General features: G+C 62.9%; 17 protein-coding genes. 2 read left to right on the plus strand and 15 right to left on the minus strand.

Annotated features, from left to right (window positions below; all coding sequences use genetic code 11):
• Positions 1–2: 2 nt before the first annotated feature.
• On the plus strand, positions 3–1277 hold the full coding sequence (locus VJ651_RS02505) for a hypothetical protein (protein ID WP_324105904.1): 1275 nt from the start codon (positions 3–5) through the stop codon (positions 1275–1277).
• A 3-nt stretch (positions 1278–1280) separates the two neighbouring features.
• Here the strand turns inward: VJ651_RS02505 and VJ651_RS02510 are convergent, their stop codons facing one another.
• The 15 genes from VJ651_RS02510 to VJ651_RS02580 form a co-directional block, all read right to left on the minus strand.
• Positions 1281–1712, minus strand: a complete 432-nt coding sequence (locus VJ651_RS02510; protein ID WP_324105905.1) for a hemerythrin domain-containing protein — start codon at positions 1710–1712, stop codon at positions 1281–1283.
• Between the two features lie 129 nt (positions 1713–1841).
• Entirely contained in the window at positions 1842–2816 is a 975-nt protein-coding gene (locus VJ651_RS02515) for a LysR family transcriptional regulator (RefSeq protein WP_324105906.1), read from the minus strand.
• Positions 2817–3035: 219 nt separating this feature from the next.
• Positions 3036–4283, minus strand: coding sequence for a multidrug effflux MFS transporter (locus VJ651_RS02520; RefSeq protein WP_324105907.1), 1248 nt, complete (start codon positions 4281–4283; stop codon positions 3036–3038).
• A gap of 24 nt (positions 4284–4307) precedes the next feature.
• Entirely contained in the window at positions 4308–5216 is a 909-nt protein-coding gene (locus VJ651_RS02525) for a CoA ester lyase (protein ID WP_324105908.1), read from the minus strand.
• Between the two features lie 57 nt (positions 5217–5273).
• The gene (locus VJ651_RS02530) at positions 5274–6047 is read right to left on the minus strand and encodes an IclR family transcriptional regulator (RefSeq protein WP_324105909.1); all 774 of its coding nucleotides are present in this window, start codon (positions 6045–6047) and stop codon (positions 5274–5276) included.
• A gap of 58 nt (positions 6048–6105) precedes the next feature.
• On the minus strand, positions 6106–7137 hold the full coding sequence (locus VJ651_RS02535; RefSeq protein WP_324105910.1) for a TRAP transporter substrate-binding protein DctP: 1032 nt from the start codon (positions 7135–7137) through the stop codon (positions 6106–6108).
• 89 nt (positions 7138–7226) lie between these two features.
• On the minus strand, positions 7227–9164 hold the full coding sequence (locus VJ651_RS02540; RefSeq protein WP_324105911.1) for a TRAP transporter large permease subunit: 1938 nt from the start codon (positions 9162–9164) through the stop codon (positions 7227–7229).
• 93 nt (positions 9165–9257) lie between these two features.
• Complete coding sequence (locus tag VJ651_RS02545) at positions 9258–10037, minus strand: 3-oxoacyl-ACP reductase family protein (RefSeq protein ID WP_324105912.1); 780 nt, start codon at positions 10035–10037, stop codon at positions 9258–9260.
• An 87-nt stretch (positions 10038–10124) separates the two neighbouring features.
• Complete coding sequence (locus tag VJ651_RS02550; RefSeq protein WP_324105913.1) at positions 10125–11042, minus strand: CoA ester lyase; 918 nt, start codon at positions 11040–11042, stop codon at positions 10125–10127.
• 40 nt (positions 11043–11082) lie between these two features.
• Entirely contained in the window at positions 11083–12327 is a 1245-nt protein-coding gene (locus tag VJ651_RS02555; protein WP_414691292.1) for a CaiB/BaiF CoA transferase family protein, read from the minus strand.
• A complete protein-coding gene (locus tag VJ651_RS02560; RefSeq protein WP_324105915.1) occupies positions 12327–12812 on the minus strand; it encodes a MaoC family dehydratase in 486 nt (161 codons plus the stop codon). Before VJ651_RS02560 ends, VJ651_RS02555 begins: the two co-directional genes overlap by 1 nt.
• Complete coding sequence (locus VJ651_RS02565; RefSeq protein ID WP_324105916.1) at positions 12809–13972, minus strand: acyl-CoA dehydrogenase family protein; 1164 nt, start codon at positions 13970–13972, stop codon at positions 12809–12811. Before VJ651_RS02565 ends, VJ651_RS02560 begins: the two co-directional genes overlap by 4 nt.
• The gene (locus tag VJ651_RS02570; RefSeq protein ID WP_324105917.1) at positions 13969–14469 is read right to left on the minus strand and encodes a MaoC family dehydratase; all 501 of its coding nucleotides are present in this window, start codon (positions 14467–14469) and stop codon (positions 13969–13971) included. Before VJ651_RS02570 ends, VJ651_RS02565 begins: the two co-directional genes overlap by 4 nt.
• Before the next feature lie 8 nt (positions 14470–14477).
• On the minus strand, positions 14478–15848 hold the full coding sequence (locus VJ651_RS02575) for an MmgE/PrpD family protein (protein WP_324105918.1): 1371 nt from the start codon (positions 15846–15848) through the stop codon (positions 14478–14480).
• A 303-nt stretch (positions 15849–16151) separates the two neighbouring features.
• Positions 16152–18890, minus strand: a complete 2739-nt coding sequence (locus tag VJ651_RS02580; protein WP_324105919.1) for a bifunctional diguanylate cyclase/phosphodiesterase — start codon at positions 18888–18890, stop codon at positions 16152–16154.
• 163 nt (positions 18891–19053) lie between these two features.
• On the opposite strand from VJ651_RS02580, the gene VJ651_RS02585 reads away from it, so the two are divergent.
• Positions 19054–20447 (plus strand): methyl-accepting chemotaxis protein (locus tag VJ651_RS02585; RefSeq protein WP_324105920.1); only part of this gene is annotated, 1394 nt, incomplete at its 3' end.

Raw genomic sequence — 20447 nt, forward strand, 5'->3', positions numbered from 1 at the left:
TCGTGGAGCAAAAAATCTACAGCCGGGCCGAACTTTCACAGCGGCTCGCCGCCTTGTTCAAGGGCAGTGCGTGGCAATACCTCGCCACCAATTCCGATCTTCGCCTCGTAGAGGGGCAGATTGCCAAGCGCAAGGTTCTGGTGATTGCCACCGACCCCGCTGCGGCCCTGGGCACCTTCGGTGTTGCCGAATGCGTTGACTTCAAGTGGGCATTGCTGCGCGCACGTGCGACAGGCGCGCCGATTCTGCTGTTGATCGATTCCGCCGGCACCCGTCTTACCGCGGGATTGCCGGTGCAAGGCGCAATCCGTGCACTGATGCGGGAAGTGCTGGACGCCCGCCTCGCCGAAGTGCCCATGCTCGCCGTCATCGGGCGCTATGCCTTCGGTTCGGCGAGCATGCTGTCGTTCTCGGTCGATGCACGCCTTTATTCGGAAAGCACGCAACTGGCGATGTCGGGACCGCGCGTGCTGCAGGCCGCGCTGGCGGACGACGCATCCCGCGACACGGTGTCAAGCCGGATCAATGGCATTTCCCGCGCTGCGGTTGGCAACGCCGAGCAGCTGGTCGCCGACGATCTCGATGCGTATGCGGAAGCCGTACATGCATGGGTCGCCAAGCCGATAAGGCCGTGCGTGACACGCGAAGCATTGCTTGCGGAGCGTCGCCATTTGTCGCAGCGAATGTCGGCCGGTGCGCAGGACGCCGTGCGTGCCTCCGGCAAGGACGAAGGCCCGGTACTGGACGGCGACACGCTGCGATGCGTGATGGGCAGATCTTTTGGGGCAGCCGACGCGATCATGCTGGCCGAACTGGCCGAATCGGCATGCTCGCATGGCGCGATGAAGCGCCTCACGATCGTCATGGATTGCCCCGGACACAGCACCTTGATGCAGGACGAAGAGTTGATTCTCTCGCAGTATCTGGTGCACCTGGCATTGAGCCTGCGCCATCTGGTGCGCGAAGGCGTATCCATTCGCCTGCGCGTGACAGGCACGCTCTCCGGCGGCATCTACATCGGCCTGGCCGCAGCGGCCTCCAGCACTGAACTGGCGCCCGGTGCCACCATCCGTACCTTGCCTGTTTCCTCACTGCTGAATATTTTCGGCAACGAAATGCAAGAGACGGCCCACCGTGCTTCGTATGTCGAATGGGGATTGGTGGACCGCGCTCTTCCATCCGGCCGCATGGCCGACATGGATCCCGGATTTGTCCGCATTCCCGGGCAAAGCCGAGCGCTTCAGGTCGGCAGTCTCGTTGACAAGCGATCCTGGTGAACGCTAGAACGCCTTGCCCTCGCTGCGGTCCGCCATCGCATACAACTCCTGGTTCTCGCGCTTGATGCGGTCGGAGAGGATCTTGATCACATCCCTGGTTTCCTTGACGAACTCGTGCGGCTTGGCCTTGATCGCGCTCGGCGTGCCCCAGCGTCCGTTGTAGCTGCCGATGGTGGCGGCCGTGGTTTTCATTTCGGACGCGAACCGGCGCGCAAGGCTTGCCACTGCCGGGTCCTTGTGCGCCTCGAGTTCAGGGTAAAGCACCTTGTCCTCGGTCGACAGGTGCATGGTGAGCTTGCCCATCAGACTGCCGAGACAATGGCGCGCGGCGGTCGCGTCTTTCGACAAGGCTTCTTCATCGAGCATGCCTTGAAGCTCGCGCGCCAGCGCGATCAGTTCGTTGTGCTGCAGCCTGAATTTGTCGGTGCGTGCCATGGGATGTCCTTTCTGATTGGCGGAAAAATCCTCAAGGCCAATATACTTTCCATACGGAAAGTTGTCAGCAGAATTCGGCGGCGCCTGTTGCAGCGCCGGCATTACCAATACACGCTGTATGGAAATCGATCAGCGCCGGTCCACTTCGGATTTGGTGCCGGTGCCGCTGCCGCTGGTTTCCACCAGCGAGATCATCTGCTCGCGGATCCACTTGTGCGCCATGCTTTGCGTGTCGCGCTCATGCCAGAGCATGTCGACATTGATGTCCGGCAGATTGAACGGCAGGCGCTTCCAGACCAGCGCCTCGGCCATGCCGGTGGCGGCGATCAGGTGGAAGGGCAGCACCGTGATCAGATCGGAATTGGCAATCACCTTGCCCGCCGTGAAATACTGGTTGACGGTGAGCAGGACGGTGCGTTCGCGCTCCAGATTGGCCAGCGCATCATCGACCAGGCCATGCGCGCGGCCGGAGAAGCTGACGTGCAGGTGATGCGCCGCGCAATAGGCGTCGAGCGTCAAGTCCTGGTCCGCCAGCGGATGATTCTTTCGCATCACGCACACGTACTTGCCGCTGTACAGGCGCTGGTGCCGGATCTTGGACGTGACTGGTCCCTGCGCGCCCGCGATCTGGGCCAGCACGCCGGGAAAATAGCCGATCGCGAGATCGATCTCGCTGCGGATCAGCATCGGGCGCGGCTCGCGCGTGGTCAGCGGCACCATCTGCACGCGGATGCCGGGCGCCTCGCGCTCGATCGAGCGCACCAGCGGCGGCAGAAACAGCACCGCGGTGGAATCGGCCATGGCCATGCGGAAGGTGATTTGCACTTTCGACAATTCGAACAGATCGGGCGCAATGGCATTCTGCAAGGACGCCAGCGCCTGGCGTATCGGCGGCCACAAGGTTTCCGCGCGCGGCGTTGCGCGCACGCCATGCGCGGTGCGAATCAGGAGATCGTCATCAAGCGCGTCGCGCAGGCGCTTGAGCGCATTCGATACCGCCGGCTGGGTCATCGCCAGCGAATTGGCGGCGCGCGTCAGATTCTGCTCCGTCATCACCGCATCGAAAACGCGCAGCAGGTTCAGGTCTAGGTTTTGGAAGCTCATGGTTGAGTGAATGCGTTATTGGAAATCATGTGAATCATGGCGAAAACCTTCTGACCGTGCACGGGCGCTATCGTTGCGTGCTGTGCGAAACCGCAAAAACCGGCAACTTCCTGTCTGATATCCCTGCGTACCGCAAGTCGCCGCAGACATATTAAACAATATCCGGGCCGGCATGCGCAGTCATCCGCGAGACAGAACCTGATGCATGCATGACGCAACTCAGCCCTTGCGCCGCCGCAGACGTTGCCAGGAAAGCAACGCCGCCACGCCGGAGGCCAGCAGGATGGCGCCCAGCGGCACCGCCGATCCCGACGGCAAGGCAGTGATGAGCACGCTGCCGAGCGATCCCGCACCCATGCGCAGGCAGGAGATGAGCGCCGCCGCCGAACCGACCAGCAGGGGCGCCGCGCTGAGGCCGCCCATGGTCGCGCTCGGCGTCACCAGCCCGTTGCCGGCACCGAACAGCAGCATCGGCACGGCGACCAACCAGGGCGAGGGCGCCAATTCGAGCGCCGTCATGGTGACCAGCAGGCCGGAGGCAATGAACAGCAGGCAGCCGGCTTCGATCAGCCTGGCCTCGTTGACGTGCAGCGCCAGCCGGGCGGAGGCAAAGGTGCCCATCAGGAATCCGACGGCCGGCATGGCGGCGAACATGCCGTAATCGGCGGGTTGCACATGCATGTGGCGGATCAGCAGCACCGGCCCTTCGGTCTGGAAAGTGAAGAGGCCGACCGAGCCGCAAATCACCGGCAGGGAGTACGCCATGAATCTGCGCATGCGCATCAGGGCGAAGTAATTGGTCATCATGGAGAAGGCGCTGCCGACATAGCGTTTTTCGGCGGGCAGGGTTTCGCCGAAGCGCAGCACGGCGAGCGCCCAGAGGCCGAATGCCAGTACGGCCACGATCAGAAAATTCGCGCGCCAGCCGAAGAGCTCGTGGACGTAGCCACCGACTACCGGTCCGAACATCGGCGCAATCGAGACCGCCATCGCGACCTGTGCCGATGCCTTGGCCGCGGCCCGTCCGTCGAACGCGTCGCGTACCATCGAGCGCGACAGGACCACGCCGCCGCTGGCGCCGATGCCCTGCACCAGCCGCGCCAGGAGCATCATCTCGACATGGGAAGCCAGCAGCGCGCCGATGCTGCCCAGCGCAAAGACGAAGAGCAGCACCAGCCCCGCGCGGCGGCGGCCGAAACGGTCGCTCAATGGCCCCACCAGCAGCGCGAACAGCGCCATGGCGGCCAGATAAACCGACACGGTGAACTGCACCGGCTGCGGGCCAACGCCGAAATCGACAGCCATCGCCGGAATCGACGGCATGTGCACCGAGGAGGCGAACAGGCCGAGCGCCGGCACCAGGCTGATCATCCAGAGCGGCGGCGCGGCGGTCATTGCAGATCCGGCGCTCGCCGTCCGGCTCAACAGCGACTTGTCGGCCTTGCTGCGCCGATGTGCATCATCCATGGGTGTGCAATCAGCGCGCGGGCTTCAGGCTTGCGCCTGCGATCCGTGCAGCGCGGCGATCGCATCGGCGACGGCAATGGTATCGCGGGCGATTTCCGCGTGCAGCAATTCGACCATTTTGCCGTCGACCTGCAGCACACCCTTGCCCGCGTTTTCCGGCTGGTCGAAGGCGGCGATGATGCGGCGCGCATTCTGCACCGCTTCCGGATCGGGCGCGAACAGGCGATTGCACTGCTCGACCTGCGACGGATGGATCACGGTCTTGCCGTCGAAGCCTATGGATCGACCCTGTTCGCAGACTCGCGTCAGGCCCTCCGTATCGGCGATGTCATTGTGCACGCCGTCAAGGATCACCAGGCCGTAGGCGCGCGCGGCATTCAGCGCGGCGCTCAATGCAAACAGCAGCGGCGTGCGGTCGGGCGTATGCTGCGCGCGCATTTCCTTGACGAGATCGTTGGTTCCCATCACCCAAACGCTCATGCGTGACGCGCTTTCCTGTGCGTGCTGCGCGATGGCGTGCAGGTTGAGGATGCTGAGCGGTGTCTCGATCATGCACCACATCTGCATGTCCGCCGGCGCGCCGGCGGCAGTCAGCAATTCCTCGGCGCGCTCGACATCGCGGCGGCTGTTAATCTTGGGGAACAGGATGCCGCTCGGACCCAGTCCGATGACAGCGCGCAAATCCTCCGCACACCAGGCCGTGTCCAGCCCGTTGACCCGGACGATCAGCTCGCGCTGGTCGGCCTTGCGCTGCTGCAGGAAAGCGGCGACATGCTGCCGTGCCTCCAGCTTGCTGTCGGGTGCCACCGCGTCTTCCAGGTCGAGGATGAAGACATCCGCCGGAACCTGCTTCGTTTTTTCCATGGCGCGCGGATTGGCGCCGGGTGTATAGAGGGCGCTGCGTCGCGGCCGGTTGCGTGGGATTGTGCTCATGGTTCTGTTCGAGTCAAGTGAATCGGAGTCGCCGCCGATGCGCAATGCGTCACCGGCTCAGGCGGATTTTCTGCTGGCAAAGTCGGGCTGCAGCACTTCGCGCAGCATGTCGATGATTTTCTGCTTGTGCTTGAGCAGGCGCGGCACCGGCGCGCCGATGCCCAGCGCCATCTGCGGCTGTCCGGGAATCTCGGGCAGCAGCATCGCAATCACGCCGGCGCCCTGCGTCACGCTCCCCTGGCTGATGTAGTAGCCGTCGCGCCGGCAGCGCTGGATGTCTTCCATCAGGTCGGCCAGCTTGATGCGTCGTTCCGGCGATTCTTCCGCGGCATTGATCCGGATCAGCAAGGCGCGGATATCCTGGTCCGGCTTGGTGCTCAGCAGCATTTTCCCGATCGCCGCGCGCGCCAGCGGGCGCAAGGTGCCGGCGCGCACGAACAGCCGCAGCGGCGACGCGGACTGTATGCTGTGGATGTACTGCACATGGATGTCATTCTGCAAGCCGAGTATCACGGTGTGCTCGGAGCGCTGCTGCAGGTCGACCATGATGCGAAACAGATTGCCGTCGCTATACATGCTCTCCTGCACCCAGTTGCCCATGAAGGCAATGCGCAGGGTCGGATTGAAGCGGCGCGAATAGCGGTCATAGCTGAGATAACCGAGACTGCGCAGGCTCTCCATCAGGACCGATGTGCTCGACTGCGGATAGCCGAGTTCGCGCGACACCTCCATCACCGTCGCGGGCGCCTGCCGGCCGGCGAAGAATTCAAAGATCTCCAGCACGCGCCGGGCCGATTTCACCACGTTATCCGAGCGCTTCTCGTCAACCATTCATCGCCTCCGATACGAACCGGCCGCGCCCCGCCCAAGCCGGGGCGCGGCGCACCCATTACTGATTGCGCAGTGCCTCGATGCGTTCCAGCAGGATGTCGGCATCCTTGCCCGCACGCTCCCTGTACAACTTCATCTGCGGCGGCAGCATGATCTTGGCCCAGCGCGCCAATTCGGCGGGCTCCACCTTGTAGACCACGTTGCCCGGAATGGAAGACAGCTTTTCCCATGCCGCCGCATCGGCAGCCTGCGCGCTCTTTCTGCACCAGGCTTCCGCCTCCTTGCCCGCCTTCGTCAGGAGGTCCTTGACGTCCGGCGGCAAGCTGTTCCACCACTTCAGGCTGACCACGGTGCCGAAGTTGCCATAGCCTTGCGAGCTGTTCATGTCGTACTTCGCAACCTCATAGAGTTTACGCGAAATGAAGCTGCTCGGCCCGGTGATGGCGCCGTCGATGGTGCCCAGGCTCAAGCCCTGGTAGATTTCCGCCGAGCTGATCAGGCTGCTGGCACCGCCCAGGGTCTGCACCTGGATCGTGTTGTACTCGGTGCTGGCGCGGATGCGCATGCCCTTGAAGTCTTCCAGCGTCTTCAGCGGCTTGTTCGTGATGTAGGTGCCTTCGCCATAGTCGATGGTATTGAGCAGATGGGTATCGCGCTTCTCCATCGCCCTGGCAATCACTTCCCGCACCTTGCTGTCATCCTGTGAGCGATAGAAATGCTCGCGCCCGGACCAGTTGCCGGTCAGGTCGAAGATTGCAAGCTGCGGAACCAGGCCGCTCCACTGGCCGAGGTTCGCGATCGCCATTTCCACCGAGCCCTTCGGAATCACATCGACCAGATCGACATCCTTGTACAACTGGCCGGCCGGATAGACCTGTACCGTAATCCTGCCGTTGCTGCGCTCCTCCACCAGCTTCTTGAAGTATTCCTGCGTCTTGGTGATGTGGTGTGCAACCGGCAGCGTGCCGGCAAAGCGGATCATGATCTTCTTGTCCGCGGCGTACGCCGACATCGACGGCAGAGCGAGGCAGAGACCGACAGCGGCAACAAGACCCTTGAGTGTCAATCGAACGTGTGTATTGGTTTTCATCTTGACTGTATTCCTTCCGAGCTGAAGTGGTTTAGAACGCGCACGGCATGGCGACCGTGCGTCCGACAATGACGGCAAGGCGCGGGTCGTCATTTGTATCCCATGCGGCTTGGCAGCCACGTGGACAACGGCGGGTACACCGCCACAAGAATCGCAAAAAGGGTGATCAGCAAAATGAACGGCACCGCCGCCATGATGACCGTGCGCATGTGCGTACCCGACATCTGGCGCAGTACGAACAGGTTCATGCCGACCGGCGGCGTGATCAGTGCCAGCTCCATGTTCACCGTCAGGAAAATGCCGAACCAGAGCCCGCTGAATCCCATGCCGGTGATCAGCGGATACAGGATGGGCGTGGTGATCAGCAGGACCGACACCACCTCCAGCATCATGCCGAGCACACCGAGGATGATCATGACGGCAGCGATCACCATCCAGGGCGGCAAATTGTTGTCCACCACAAAGGCGGTCGCGAGCTGGGGCATCTGCAGCTGCGTGAAGATTGCGCCCATGGAAGCGGCGCCGATGATGATGGCCAGGATCATGGAACTGCTCTTCGTGCCTTCCACCATTGCCACATTCATGCCGCGCCAGGAAAACCGCCCAGTGATGACATTCACGAAGACGGCGTACACGAGTACCGCGGCGGCGGATTCGGTAGCGGTGAAGATGCCGGTGTAGATCCCGCCGAGCACCAGCACCGGCGCAAACAGGCCCCATACGCCTTTTCGAAGCGCGGCCCGCCGCTCGTCCCAAGACGCCTTGGGCATCCGTGCCTTGCCCGATCCCGACTTGAGGTGCGCATAGGCGCAATACGCGGCGAGGATCAGGGTCAGCAGCAAGCCCGGTATGACGCCCCCCATGAACAGCGCGCCGACCGACTCGTCGGTGATGCTGGAATAGATGATCATCGGTCCGCTGGGCGGAATCAGGATGCCGAGCGTTCCGCCGGCGGCGAGCGAACCCAGTGCCAGCTTCAAGTCGTAGCCGTACTTGAGCATGGCCGGCAGCGCGATCGATCCGATGGTCGCCACCGTCGCAACGCTGGAGCCGGAGATCGCCGCAAAAATCGCGCAGGCCACGATGGAAGTGATGACCAGACCGCCGGGCAGATGGCCGATGAATTTCGACACCACGTCGAACACTTCCTCGCCGATGCCGCCCGAGGCGAGGAGATATCCCGACAGGACGAACAAGGGAAGCGCCACGAGGGTGAAGTCCCCGGAACTCTTGTAGCCCATGAAGGCCACCTGGCTCAATGAATCGAAGCCGCCGAAGACGAAGAAAAAGCCGCCTGCGCCGACCAGGCCGAGTGCGGCGAAAACCGGCACGCCCCCGAACAGCAGAACGACCAGCAGGAAGATCACGCCCCATATCTCGGAAACTTCATTGAGCACGAACAGGGCCGCCGCCATGCTGGCAAGCAGCATCACGGCGGGGACGAACTGCTTTGCCTCCGAGGGCAGTCTGCGAATCTTGGCGATCGTGAGTGCTGCGCCGCGCACCGTCTGCAGCACCATGATCGTCATGCCGATGCCCAATCCGAGCTGGACGATCCATACGGGAAAGTGAAGCAGGTTGGGCGTGGCCTGATGCCGGTCGTAGGACTCCCACACCATCTGCCATCCGAAATACGCGAAGATGGCAACATAGAGCAGAACCAGAACGGTGGCCGTCAGATGCAGTATCGACCGGGCGCGCGGCGCGAGGGAATGGGTCATCACATCGACCTCGATATGGCTGCCCGTCTTCAGCCCGTAGGCCGCGGTCATGAAACAGAACCACGCGAGGATGTAGGTGCTGACGTCCGTCACCCAGATGGTCGGCGCCCTGAACGCGGCGCGCATTATCACTTCATACAGCACGAAGATGCCGACCGCGAATACCGACCATCCGCTGATCATGCCGGCGAGGTCGGTGACGGTATCAATCATGCGCCACAGAATGAATTCATTTTCCTTGTGGGATGCGGCCGGCCGATCAGCGGATGGCGCTGGCGGCTCGATGACTGAGCAGTCTGTTTGCATTGCCTGTCTCCTGTATTGGATCTTTGTGCAACTCCAGCCGAATGGCTGCCGCCGGAGCGTCTTGCATGGCGCCCCTTACGGTTCCTGTGCTGCCTAAAACATGTAATGCCCGCCGTTGACGTGAATCGCCTGCCCCGACACGAAGCCGCCGCCGCCCGAAGCGAGATAGGTGCAGGCCGCCGCGATCTCCGCCGGGTCGCCGAAGCGACGCACGGGAATCTGCTTTTCGATCTCTTTCTTGTCCGGCTGATGCGCATACTGCGACCAGTCGCGCACGGTATCGATCGCGCCGGGCACCACCGTGTTGGCCGTGATGCCGTCCGGCCCGAACTCGCGCGCCAGTGCCTTCGCCAGGCCATGCAATCCGGCCTTGCAAGTGACGTTGTGCGCGCGCTGCGTGATCTGGCCCCAGAAGCCGTCGAAGCCGGAAATGAGGATGATGCGTCCCCACTTGCGCTGCTGCATGTGCGGAATCGCATTGCGTGCGAGGTAGAACGCCGGCGACAGGTTGGAAGCCAGCACCTTGTCCCAATCCTCCACGCTGATGTCGAGAAACGGCTGCATGCGCCGGATGCCGACATTGGACACGAGGATGTCCATCGACCCGAACTCGCGCACGCCCTGGTCCACCATGGAAGCCACTGTATCATGCGAGGACACGTCGGCCATGATGCCGATCGCCTTGCCGCCCGCCTTCCTGATTTCCTCCACCACGCCGTCGACCGCGTTCTTGTCGCTGTGGCCGTTGACGATCACGTTCGCGCCCTGCTGCGCGAAGGCCAGCGCAATGGCGCGGCCGATATTGCGTCCCGATCCGGTGACGAGCGCCGTCTTCCCGGCGAACTCCATCGAAGCCTGTTTCTCAACTGTCATGCCTGTCTCCTGCAAATGTCGGACGCATTGACGTCCGCCGATCGGGCAGGCCGGCGGCGCGCCCGATCGATTCTTCTTCTGCCGGATTTACATCCCGATCAGGTCCGCCTTCTTGATGATGTTGCGCACAATGCGCACCGATGCCGCATCGACCATGATGCCGTCGATGTTCACCGATCCCATGCCTTCCGCCTCGGCCTTCGCATACGCGGCTTCCAGCTTGCGTGCGCGCTCGACATCTTCCGGCTTGGGCGAGAAGGCATCAATGGCGACTTCGATCTGCGCCGGGTGGATGGCCCACTTGCCGACACAGCCGAGGATCATCGCGCGGCGGCATTCTTCGCGATACGCTTCGGGGTTCTTGAAATTCGCGAACGGACCGTCCACTGCGTCAATGCCCGCGGCACGCGCGGCCACCACCAGCTTGAAGCGTGCGAAATGCCAGATGTCGCCCGGATAACCGTTCTCGCCGCCAATCGAGCGGATGTCGATGCCCTGCGAGGCGGAATAGTCGCCGGCGCCGAAGATGATGCATTCCAGGCGCGGATCGGCGCGCGCGATGTTGTCGATTTCCTGCATCGCCTCGACTTCCTCGATCAGCGCTTCGATGCCGATCTGCCGCTTCATGCCGGTCTTCTTTTCGATCTGGCGCAGCAGCGTCGCGACGAAGCGCACATCGCAGGCCGACATGACCTTCGGCACCATGATGGTGTCGACGAATTCGCCGGCTTCTTCCACGATATGGATGATGTCCTCGTAGGCCCATTGCGTGCCGAGGTCATTGATGCGCACGCAGCGCGTCTTCTTGCCCCAGTCCAGCGTGCGCAGCGCGTTCACGATGTTGGAACGCGCGCCGACTTTTGCATTGGGAGCCACCGCGTCTTCCAGATCGAGGAAGACATGATCGGCGTCGCTGCCGGCGGCCTTCGCCATCATTTTTTCGCTGCTGCCCGGCACGGCGAGCTGCACGCGACGCAAACGCTTGGGTCGTTGATAGTTTTCCATCTTGTGTCCTTTTCCTTGTGAGAGTGAAGTGCTGGTTCCGTCAAGCCACCGCGCCGGCTTCCCGCCAGCGGGCAATTTCCGCCGCGCTGCAGCCCGCCTCGCGCAAAATCATGTCGCTATGCTCGCCCAGCAGCGGCGCGCGGTGCCGTATGCTCCCCGGCGTCTCCGACATGTGGATCGGTATGCCGGCGATCGCCAGCTTGCGGTCCATGCCGGGCTGTTCCACTTCGGCCAGCATGCCGCTTTGCCGGAAATGCGGATCGGCATGGATGTCGGCGATGTCGTACACCGGACCGAAGGGCACATGTCCGCCCAGGCGTTCCGTCAGTTCGCGTTTCGTGTAGCGGGTGGTGTAGCCGCTCACCGCCTCGTACACCGCGTCGCGGTTCTGCACCCGCGTCTGGTTGTCGGTGAAGCGCGCATCGCTCAGCATGTCTTCGCGCTCGATGAGCATGCACAGCTGGCGCCAGAAGTCGTCGCTCTGGCAGGCCAGCGTGACCCAGCCGTCGCGCGCGGGGAACATGCCGAACGGGCACAGCAGCGGATGCTGGTTGCCTTCCGGATGTGCGACCTTGCCCTGGTAGCTGTACTGATAGATGGTGCGCTCGCACAGGGCGAGCACGCCGTCCACCATCGCCACATTCAGGAACTGGCCGCGACCGCAGCGCTGCGCGCGGAACACCGCCGCCATCACGCCGTAGGCGGCCAGCACGGCGGGCACGAGATCCCCCATGCCGGGCCCGACCTTGATCGGCGTGTTCTCGTCCGGGCCGGTAATGCCCATCAGTCCACCCATCGCCTGCGACACCACGTCGAAGGCCGGCCATTCCATGTAGGGACTGCTGCCGGTGCGGGGATCGCCGAAGCCGCGGATCGACGCGTACACCAGCTTCGGATTCCTCTCCCGCAGCACTTCGTAGGAAAGGCCGAAGCGGTCCATCACGCCCGGGCGATAGTTCTCCACCACGACATCGGCCTGCTCCGCCAGCTTCAGCACGATCTCGCGCGCCTCGGCCTTCTTCAGGTCGAGCACCAGACTGAGCTTGTTGCGGTTGGCACTCTGAAAATAGCCGCCGAAGGCACGCAGCTTGTCGTCCGGATGAAAGGGGCCGACCTTGCGCGTCGTGTCGCCCGCCATCGGTTCGATCTTGATGACTTCGGCGCCCTGGTCAGCCAGCAGCTGGGTGCAGAACGGCCCGGCCAGCATCTGGGTGAAGTCGAGCACCTTCAGCCCGTCCAGCGCGCCTGTGGCGCCGGTGCCTTCGGAGCGCATGTCTTCCTTCATCATTGCTTGGCCCAGTGGCTGCGACGCTTCACCAGCACGCGGCGCTCTCCCTCGAACACGATCTTGTCGTTCTGGTTGATGCCCCAGTGGCGGAACAGCACCTCGCCGGCATCGGCGCGCGTGCCGTCTTTCGCCGCCAGCACTTCGGTGAACGCATACAAGGTGTCGCCATGCAGGACCGGTGTCTTGAAGCGGATCTTGTCGAGCCCGAGTTCGGCCAGCGCGTTTTCCGCCGTGTCCTGGCTGGCAATGCCGATGATGAGCGAGGCGGTCACGCCGCCGAAGGTGATGCGGTGCCTGAACGGCGACTCCGCCATGCGGTGCTCGTTGAAGTGGCCTTCCGCGGTGTTCATCACGAGATTGGTGATCAACACGTTTTCAAGCGCCTCGACCGTCTTGCCGCGCGCATGGCGGATCATCATGCCCGGCTTGAAATCTTCGAAATAGTTGTCGCTGCTGGTCAGCTTCTGGATCGCGGCGTTCATGCGTGCTTCCCTCCGAGCAAGTTGTCAGAAATGATTTTCAGCTGGATCTCGGAAGTGCCTTCGAAGATCTTGGTCAGCCGTGCATCGCGCCAGTAGCGCTCGACCGCATACAGCTTGGTGTAGCCCGCGCCGCCGTGGATCTGCAGCGCTTCGCTCGTGACACGCTCGGACATCTCGCTGGCGAACAGCTTGACCATCGAGGCCTCCTTGTCGCAGCGCTTGCCCTCGTCGATCTGCTCGCAGACGTAGTACATCAGTTGGCGCGCGGCCTCGATGTCGGTCGCCATCTGTGCGAGCTTGAAGCGGATCGCCTGGAACTGCGAGATCGGCTTGTTGAACTGCTGGCGCTCCTGCGCATACACCAGTGCATCTTCAAGGCCGCCACGCGCCAGACCGATGGAGCGCGCAGCGGTATGCGCACGCGCCTTTTCCAGCCCGCTGGTGATCATGTAGAAAGCCTTGCCTTCTTCGCCGATCAGGCACTCGGCCGGAACACGGCAGTTGTCGAAGGCCAGCTCCCAGGTCTTCCAGCCGAAGTAGCCGATCTTCGGAATCGGACTGCCCTGCACGCCCTTCGGCAATTCGCCACGCGGCTTTTCCACCATGAAGGCGCTGATGCCGAGATGGCGGCGCTTCGGATCGACGTTCGGATCGGTGCGCGCCATCACCATCAGGTAATCCGCGCCGTCGGCGAAGGTGCACCAGTACTTGTTGCCGGTAATGACCCAGGAATCGCCATCGCGTTTTGCGCGGCAGGTCATGCTCGCCACGTCGGAGCCGGTATTCGGCTCGGACAGCGCGAACGCGCCGAGAAACTCGCCCTTGGCCATGCGCGTCATGTAGCGCTTTTTCTGCTCTTCGCTCATGCCCTGCCGGCCGATCAGCGAATTGCCGCGCGCAATCAGGCTGGCCACGCTCATCCATGCGCGCGCCAGTTCCTCGGTGATCAGGCAGTACTCGAAGCAACCGAGGCCGAGGCCACCGTATTCTTCCGGAATGGTGATGCCGAAGTAGCCCATCTCGCCCAGCTTGTGAATCAGTTCCTGCGGAATGTCACCCTGTACAGGATCGAGCTTGTTGGCCAGCGGCAGCACCTCGCGCATCGCGAATTCGCGCGCCGCTTCCTGGATCATTCTTCGCTCTTCTGTCATGTAGCTCATGCTTTTTTCTCCCTCATTCTGACCAGATTGCTGCGGCGGAAATCAATCACGCGCTGCCCGTTCTTGTTGAAGCCTTCGGTATGCCAGGTCACGATGCCCATGCCCGCATGGGTGGACGACTCCCTGCCCTCGACCACGGTGCTGCAAGCGGTGAGCGTGTCGCCGGGATAGACCGGCATGTAGAAGGTCAGCTCCTCGATGCCGAGGAAGGGACCGCCGCCTTCGCTCAGGTCTTCCACCGACAGGCCGAAAACGGTATTGAAGACCAGCATCGGATTGAGCGGCGTGTCCGGATGGTCGTGCGCCCGCGCGTACTCGACGTTGTAGTAGTGCGGGTTGAAGTGCAGCGTCAGCGTCGAGAACAGCGTGTTCTCGGTCTGGGTGATGGTCCTTCCCCAGTGGTGGTCGAACTTGCGGCCGGGAGTGAAGTCTTCGAACTTGTTGCCACGTACCCTCAGCGTCGCGCGGCGGACGAAATCGTGCTCGGATATTTGCATGGGATTGGTCATTTAAGAGATGGGACGAGAAACCGAGTCAGCTCGGAAACGGAGGAAAGCTGGTCCAGGCGATGAACCATCGCCTGGACTTCTTCTGCGCGTGCCGGCCCCAGGACCGGTGCGGCAAGACTGAGAAACTTGGCATCGATGCGGCGGCCCTGCTCCTCCACCGATGCGGTGGGCGTGCCTGCATCGTGCGAGGCCGAGAAGCGGCGCCCGTCATTGAGCTCCACCTCCATCTCGGCTTGCGTATGCGGCCGATCCGGCAGCAGGTCGACCGCGATCTTGCTGCGCAGCGCAGCAAGTGCCGGATCGGCCATCAGGGCTTGGTCATAGGTATCCAGCCGCGCGGTGTCGACGCCGGCCAGCGCAAATGCTGCGGTCTGCCGCAGGCTGAACTTGGCTTCGAGGCCGGTGCGCGGCTCAACGATATTGCACACCTTGTCGCAGCCCTGGTCGACGCGCAGCGTGACGCGCTTGATGTCCGCGCCGCTGAAGCCGTGCTTCTCGCGCAGGCTGCGGCCGCATTCGATGCCGGCATGCGTCAGGTAACAGGCGGCGTGGTACTTGAACAAATTGTGACGCAAGTGGAAGCCGCTCTCCGGAACGCTCGGCGCGTTCAGTCCGTCGCTTTGCGTCGAGGCGAAACCCTGCACCGCTTCCAGTACATCCTTGCGGCTGTCGAATCCGCGCGCCGCAAGCCGTGCGGCGAGCAAACCGTTGTACGCCGCCTTGCCCGCATGCAGCGGCTTGCACATCGTGCCGAACATGGACTTGAGGCCGGCCGCCTGGGTGCCGGCGATACCGAGTGCGTATGCAGTTTGATCCGCATCGAGCCCAAGCAAGTGCGCGCACGCCGCAGCCGAACCGAAACTGCCGATGGTCGCCGTCGCATGGAAGCCGCGCGCATAATGGCTGGCGCCCATGCGCGCACCGATGTCGCACGCCGTTTCATAGCCCGCGACAAAGGCAGTGATCAATGCCCGGCCGGACGCGTTGCGCTGCTCCGCCTGCGCGAGCAGACCCGGCAACACGGCCACGGTCGGATGGCCGGTCATGCTGAGATTGACGTCGTCGTAATCCAGAGCGTGGGAAGCGGCGCCGTTGATCAGTGCCGCAGCCAGCGTTGGCAGCCGTTCCGCATGACCGACAATGCCGGCCTGGCGGTGGCCGCCCTGCTCGGACATATCGGCCAGCAGAATTCGGACAAGCGGTTCCTGCGAACCGGCAAGCGTGACCGCGATCCAGTCGAGCACGCATTGAAGGGCAAGCGTTCGAACTTCTGCCGGCAGCGCTTCGTATTGCAGCGAAAGTGCGCGGTGGGCCAGCGATTGCGTCAGTGCGGAGTTCTGCTCCGCGCGATGCACAGCGTTCTGCATGCCTTGTCTCCGTTGAAAAAGTGCGTTCTTTTTCTTTTGAATGTGAACTGACTTTAGCAGCGGGACTTCGTATCGTCCATGGTCTATTTCATATTGAGGATCACATATCACATATGTGATTTCATGGGCAATGCCGATGCGCCGGTCGGAAAGCCGCGTCAGATCGCGGTTTGCCACATTCATGCCAAGAAATATCCGACAATACAGTACTGTATGGAATGAGTTGAGTTTGTTTCGCCAAGCGAAATGCAGGCGAGCAAAGACGAAGTTCATCGGCGCGGATCGTGCAGCCGCGTCGAAAACTCAGCAGGACATGATCAGGCGCAGGTGAGGTTGGTCGGCATCCGCGCCGATCAGGCCGTGCGGCTGCCGCAGCAGCGTTGCGATTGCGTCCGCCGGCACCGGCCGCGAGATCAGGTAGCCCTGGAGTTCGTCGCAGCCGAGTTCCCGCAGCATGCCGGCCTGGAGTTCGGTTTCAACGCCTTCGGCAACGACTTTCATGTCGAGCGCATGCGCCATCGAAACGATCGCCTTGAACAGGACATGGCTTTCCGTGGAGCGGCCGAGGTCCGCGGTGAAGACGCGGTCCACTTTCAGCACATCCATGTCCAGCCGCTGCAATTGCGACAGCGAGGAATAGCCGGTGCCGAAGTCGTCCACCGCGATCCTGACGCCGATCGCGCGTATCGCCGCCAGGCGATCGACAATGCTCGCTTGCTCGCCCAGCATGGCCGACTCGGTGATTTCGAGTTCGATCAGGCTCGGACAGATTGCGGATTCCGCAAGACACCGGCGCAGCAAGTCGTCGACATCGCCAAGCTGAAACTGGACAGCCGAGACGTTGACGGAAACAGGCACGGCATGCAGACCATCGGAACGCCATTGCGCGATCTGCCGGCATGCCTTCTCAAGCACCAGTGCGCCAAGCTTCGCGATCAGCCCTGTGCTCTCCGCAATCGGGATGAATTCGAGTGGCGGCACCATGCCGCGCACCGGATGCTGCCACCGCACCAGCGCCTCGACGCTGAGCAGCCGGCCGCTGGCCGCATCCACGCGCGGCTGGTAGTGCAACAGGAACTGGTCACGCTCGATCGCCTCGGCCAGCTCGCGTTCGGTGTTGATGCGCGTCTTCAGGGCCTCGTACAAGGCGTGCTGATAGAAGGCGTAGGTGCCGCGTCGATGGCCTTTCGCCGAGTACATCGCGATGTCGGCGTGCTTGAGAAGCGTGCCGGCCGTCGTTCCGTCGCGCGGATAGACGCTGATGCCGACCGACGCGCCGACTTCCATGGTCGCGCCGCCTGCATGGAAGGGTGCCGCGAGTGCCGCCAGGATGCGGTTCGCGACCCGAATGATCTCGGCGTCATCGCCGATCTGCCGCAGCACCACGGTGAACTCGTCCCCGCCGAGGCGGGCCACATGATCGGAGGGCCGCAAGGCCTGGCGCAACCGGCCTGCCGCTTCCTGCAGCACCTTGTCGCCGGTCGCGTGGCCGAGCGTGTCGTTGACGTTCTTGAACTTGTCCAGGTCGATGAACAGCAAGGCGACCACATCTTCCTGCGACTTCGCGATGGTCGCTTCCAGCGATTTCATGAACCACGAGCGATTCGGCAGGCCGGTCAGCTCGTCGGTGTTGGCAAGTCGGATCAGCTTGCCTTCCTGCGCCTTGGCATCCGATATGTCGCGCAACGTCACCGCAAGTTCTCCGCCGGAGCGAACCAGCTTGCGCCGCACCCAGCGCGGCGCGGGCGATCCGATCGGCTGGAATTCATCTTCTTCGCGATAGGAGCCGAGGTCCATCGCGCGCAGGTAGACATCGAGCAGACGGGCAAACTCTTCCCGCCGGTAGTTCTCCGACAAGGTCTGTCCGAGCAGCGCCTTTTTTTCCTTGCCGAGCAGGCCGGCGCCGCGCTCATTGCAATCGAGAATGCGGAAGTCGCGAATGGCATGGTTCTCGTCGCGGATCGGGGAGAGCATGTAGAAGCCCTCCTCGCCCGCTTCGGTAGCCAGGCGATACGCAGCCTGAACACTTCTCTGCCGGGTCTTTCTGCGTTCGATGAGATGGACGATCCAGGCAAGGAGCGCAGCCAGCGCCAGGATCGCCGCTTCGGCTGCGTCACGCATGCGGCGATAGGTGTGCCATTTTCGCTGGAGCGGCGCAAGCTGTTCGCGCTCGGACAATCCTGCCATCACGGTGACCGGATAAGCGGACAGCGTGCGCCAGGCGACAAATCGTTTTTCGCCATCGACAAACCGGTCCGGGCCCAGCCAGGCTTCGCCCTTTCCGTAAGCTTGATTGCCGTCCTGCGGCGCGCCGAAGCGCGGTGTGTACGTCAACGCAACCGGATCTACGCCGGACGCCTTGCTTCCGATGCGCGATGCGCGCACTCGCCCGTCGTCGCCGACTACGGCCAGCAGACCGTGGTTGCCGAGCGCGGCGGCATCGTAGAAGGTCGAAAAATAATCGGACGTGACAGTGACGATCACCACGCCATCGAAATCGTCGTCAGCGGAATCCAGCCGCCGCGTGAACCGCACCAGCAGCTTGCCGCTCGCCGGCTCGTTCTCCGGCGCGGATATGCGCAGGGCGGAGGAAATGTTCGCGCGGTGCGTTTGAAAGAACGCTCGCCCGGCATACGACTGCGCGGAAGATGCGGTGCCGGTCGACGTCACCACCTCGCCCTTGCCGTTGATGATCGCGACCTCGACATACTGCGGCGAGGTAAACATTCCCCTGGCGACCAGGTCGCCGAGTTTGAGCGTGCCCTTCGATGTCTCCCAGTCGTACTTGAGCTGCATGGTGACCTGGTCCATCTGATCGATGGAGCGCGTCAGGTAGCGCGCGTAACCGGCGGCGATCGACTGCGCGGAAGAAGCCAGCGACTGCTCGAAGGATTGCCGCTCCCTGGCGATTTCCCTGTCCACCGACATCCACACGATGATGCCGACTGCGATGGGAAGCAATGGCCAGCAATACCGAAAGCCGCTCTCGCTCGCGGCAAGGAAACGCCGGCGCAGGAATTGGGACAGCTTCGGAAGCAACATGTTTTTCAGAGGCGAAAGCGGCGATGCGAATGGGAAATTTCTCGTTTGCAAAATATCTTGCCTGCATTGCATGACCGCTTGATGACATCGCTTCCCGTTGCGCATGTCATATCCATGTAGCAATCGTTTCTTACGCTAGCGGGAATTCAAACACGACAGGAACATGATGAATTTTCGGCTCGCGCGTATCGAAACCCGGTTGATGCTGGCATTTGCCTGCATTCTCGCCCTCATGACATTCACCACCGGGCTGTCGGTCTGGCGGCTGTACTCGGTGGATCGCATGGCCAAGGCCCTGGTCAATGAAAAACTCGCCGGGCTGCAGCACGTCGCGTCATGGCAAAACGCGGTCGCCCTGAATGCCACTCGCGCGACCGCGATTGCCAAGAGCGACAGCCTGGAACTGGGCGACTACTACGAGAAGCAGCTCGTCGACGGCGACAGGCTGATCGCGGAACTCGGCGCGTCCATCCGCAAGTCCGCCTCAAGCGCCGCGGAGGCGCAGCTGATGGACCGGATTACCGAGGCGGAGAACGCCTACCTGACGACGCGCGCCGAAGTCTTCCGGCTGAAGGCGATCGGCAAGACCATCGAAGTCGAACAACTGGTGTCCTCGCGCCTTGACGGTTCGCTGGCGAACTACGAGGCGGCGCTCCGCTCGCTCGGCGACTATCAGCAGGCGCAGGCCAACCGCATGGCGCAGGAGTCGAACGACCTGTTCACCAACAGCGTGCTGATTCTGATCGGCGTCGGCGGCGCGGCCGTGCTGATCAGCGGCTTCCTCGCGGTGGTCCTGTCGCGCAGCATCGTTCTGCCGCTGCGCGACGCCGCCACCGTCGCCACGCGCGTGGCGGAGGGCGACCTAAGCTCCTCCATCCATGCGCCGGGACGCGACGAAATCAGCGAGCTGATGCGTGCCCTGCAGCAGATGAATGAAAACCTGTCGCACATGGCGCGCGACATCCAGGGTGGTGTTGCCGAGATCGACGGCGCGCTGACCGACATCGCGCGCGACAATGAAAACCTGTCGCGCCGCACCGTCGCGCAGGCGGATTCGGTGCGTGCCATCACCGGCTCGATGGAAGCCATGACCACAACTGTCAAGCGCAATGCCGAGCATACGCAGCAGGCGCACCAGCTTGCCGCCGGCGCGGCGCAAGTCGCCACCGAGGGCGGCGCCGTCGTGTCCGAGGTGGTGCGCACGATGGGATCGATCAACGCCTCGTCGAAGCGCATCGTCGAGATCATCGGTCTCATCGACAGCATCGCCTTCCAGACCAATATCCTCGCGCTCAACGCCGCCGTGGAAGCGGCGCGCGCCGGCGAGCACGGCCGCGGCTTCGCGGTGGTCGCCTCGGAAGTGCGCACGCTGTCGCAGCGCTCCGCCACGGCGGCGAAGGAAATCCGCGAGCTGATCACGCAATCGGTCGAGCGGATCGCGACCGGCAGCACGCTGGCGGACCGGGCCGGCGCAACCATGCAGCAGATCGTGACCAGCATCAACGAAGTCACGGCGATCGTCGCGCACATCAAGACCGCGAGCGACAGCCAGACCGA

It is taken from the genome of Noviherbaspirillum sp. (assembly GCF_035254865.1).
Taxonomy (GTDB): Bacteria; Pseudomonadota; Gammaproteobacteria; order Burkholderiales; family Burkholderiaceae_D; genus Noviherbaspirillum.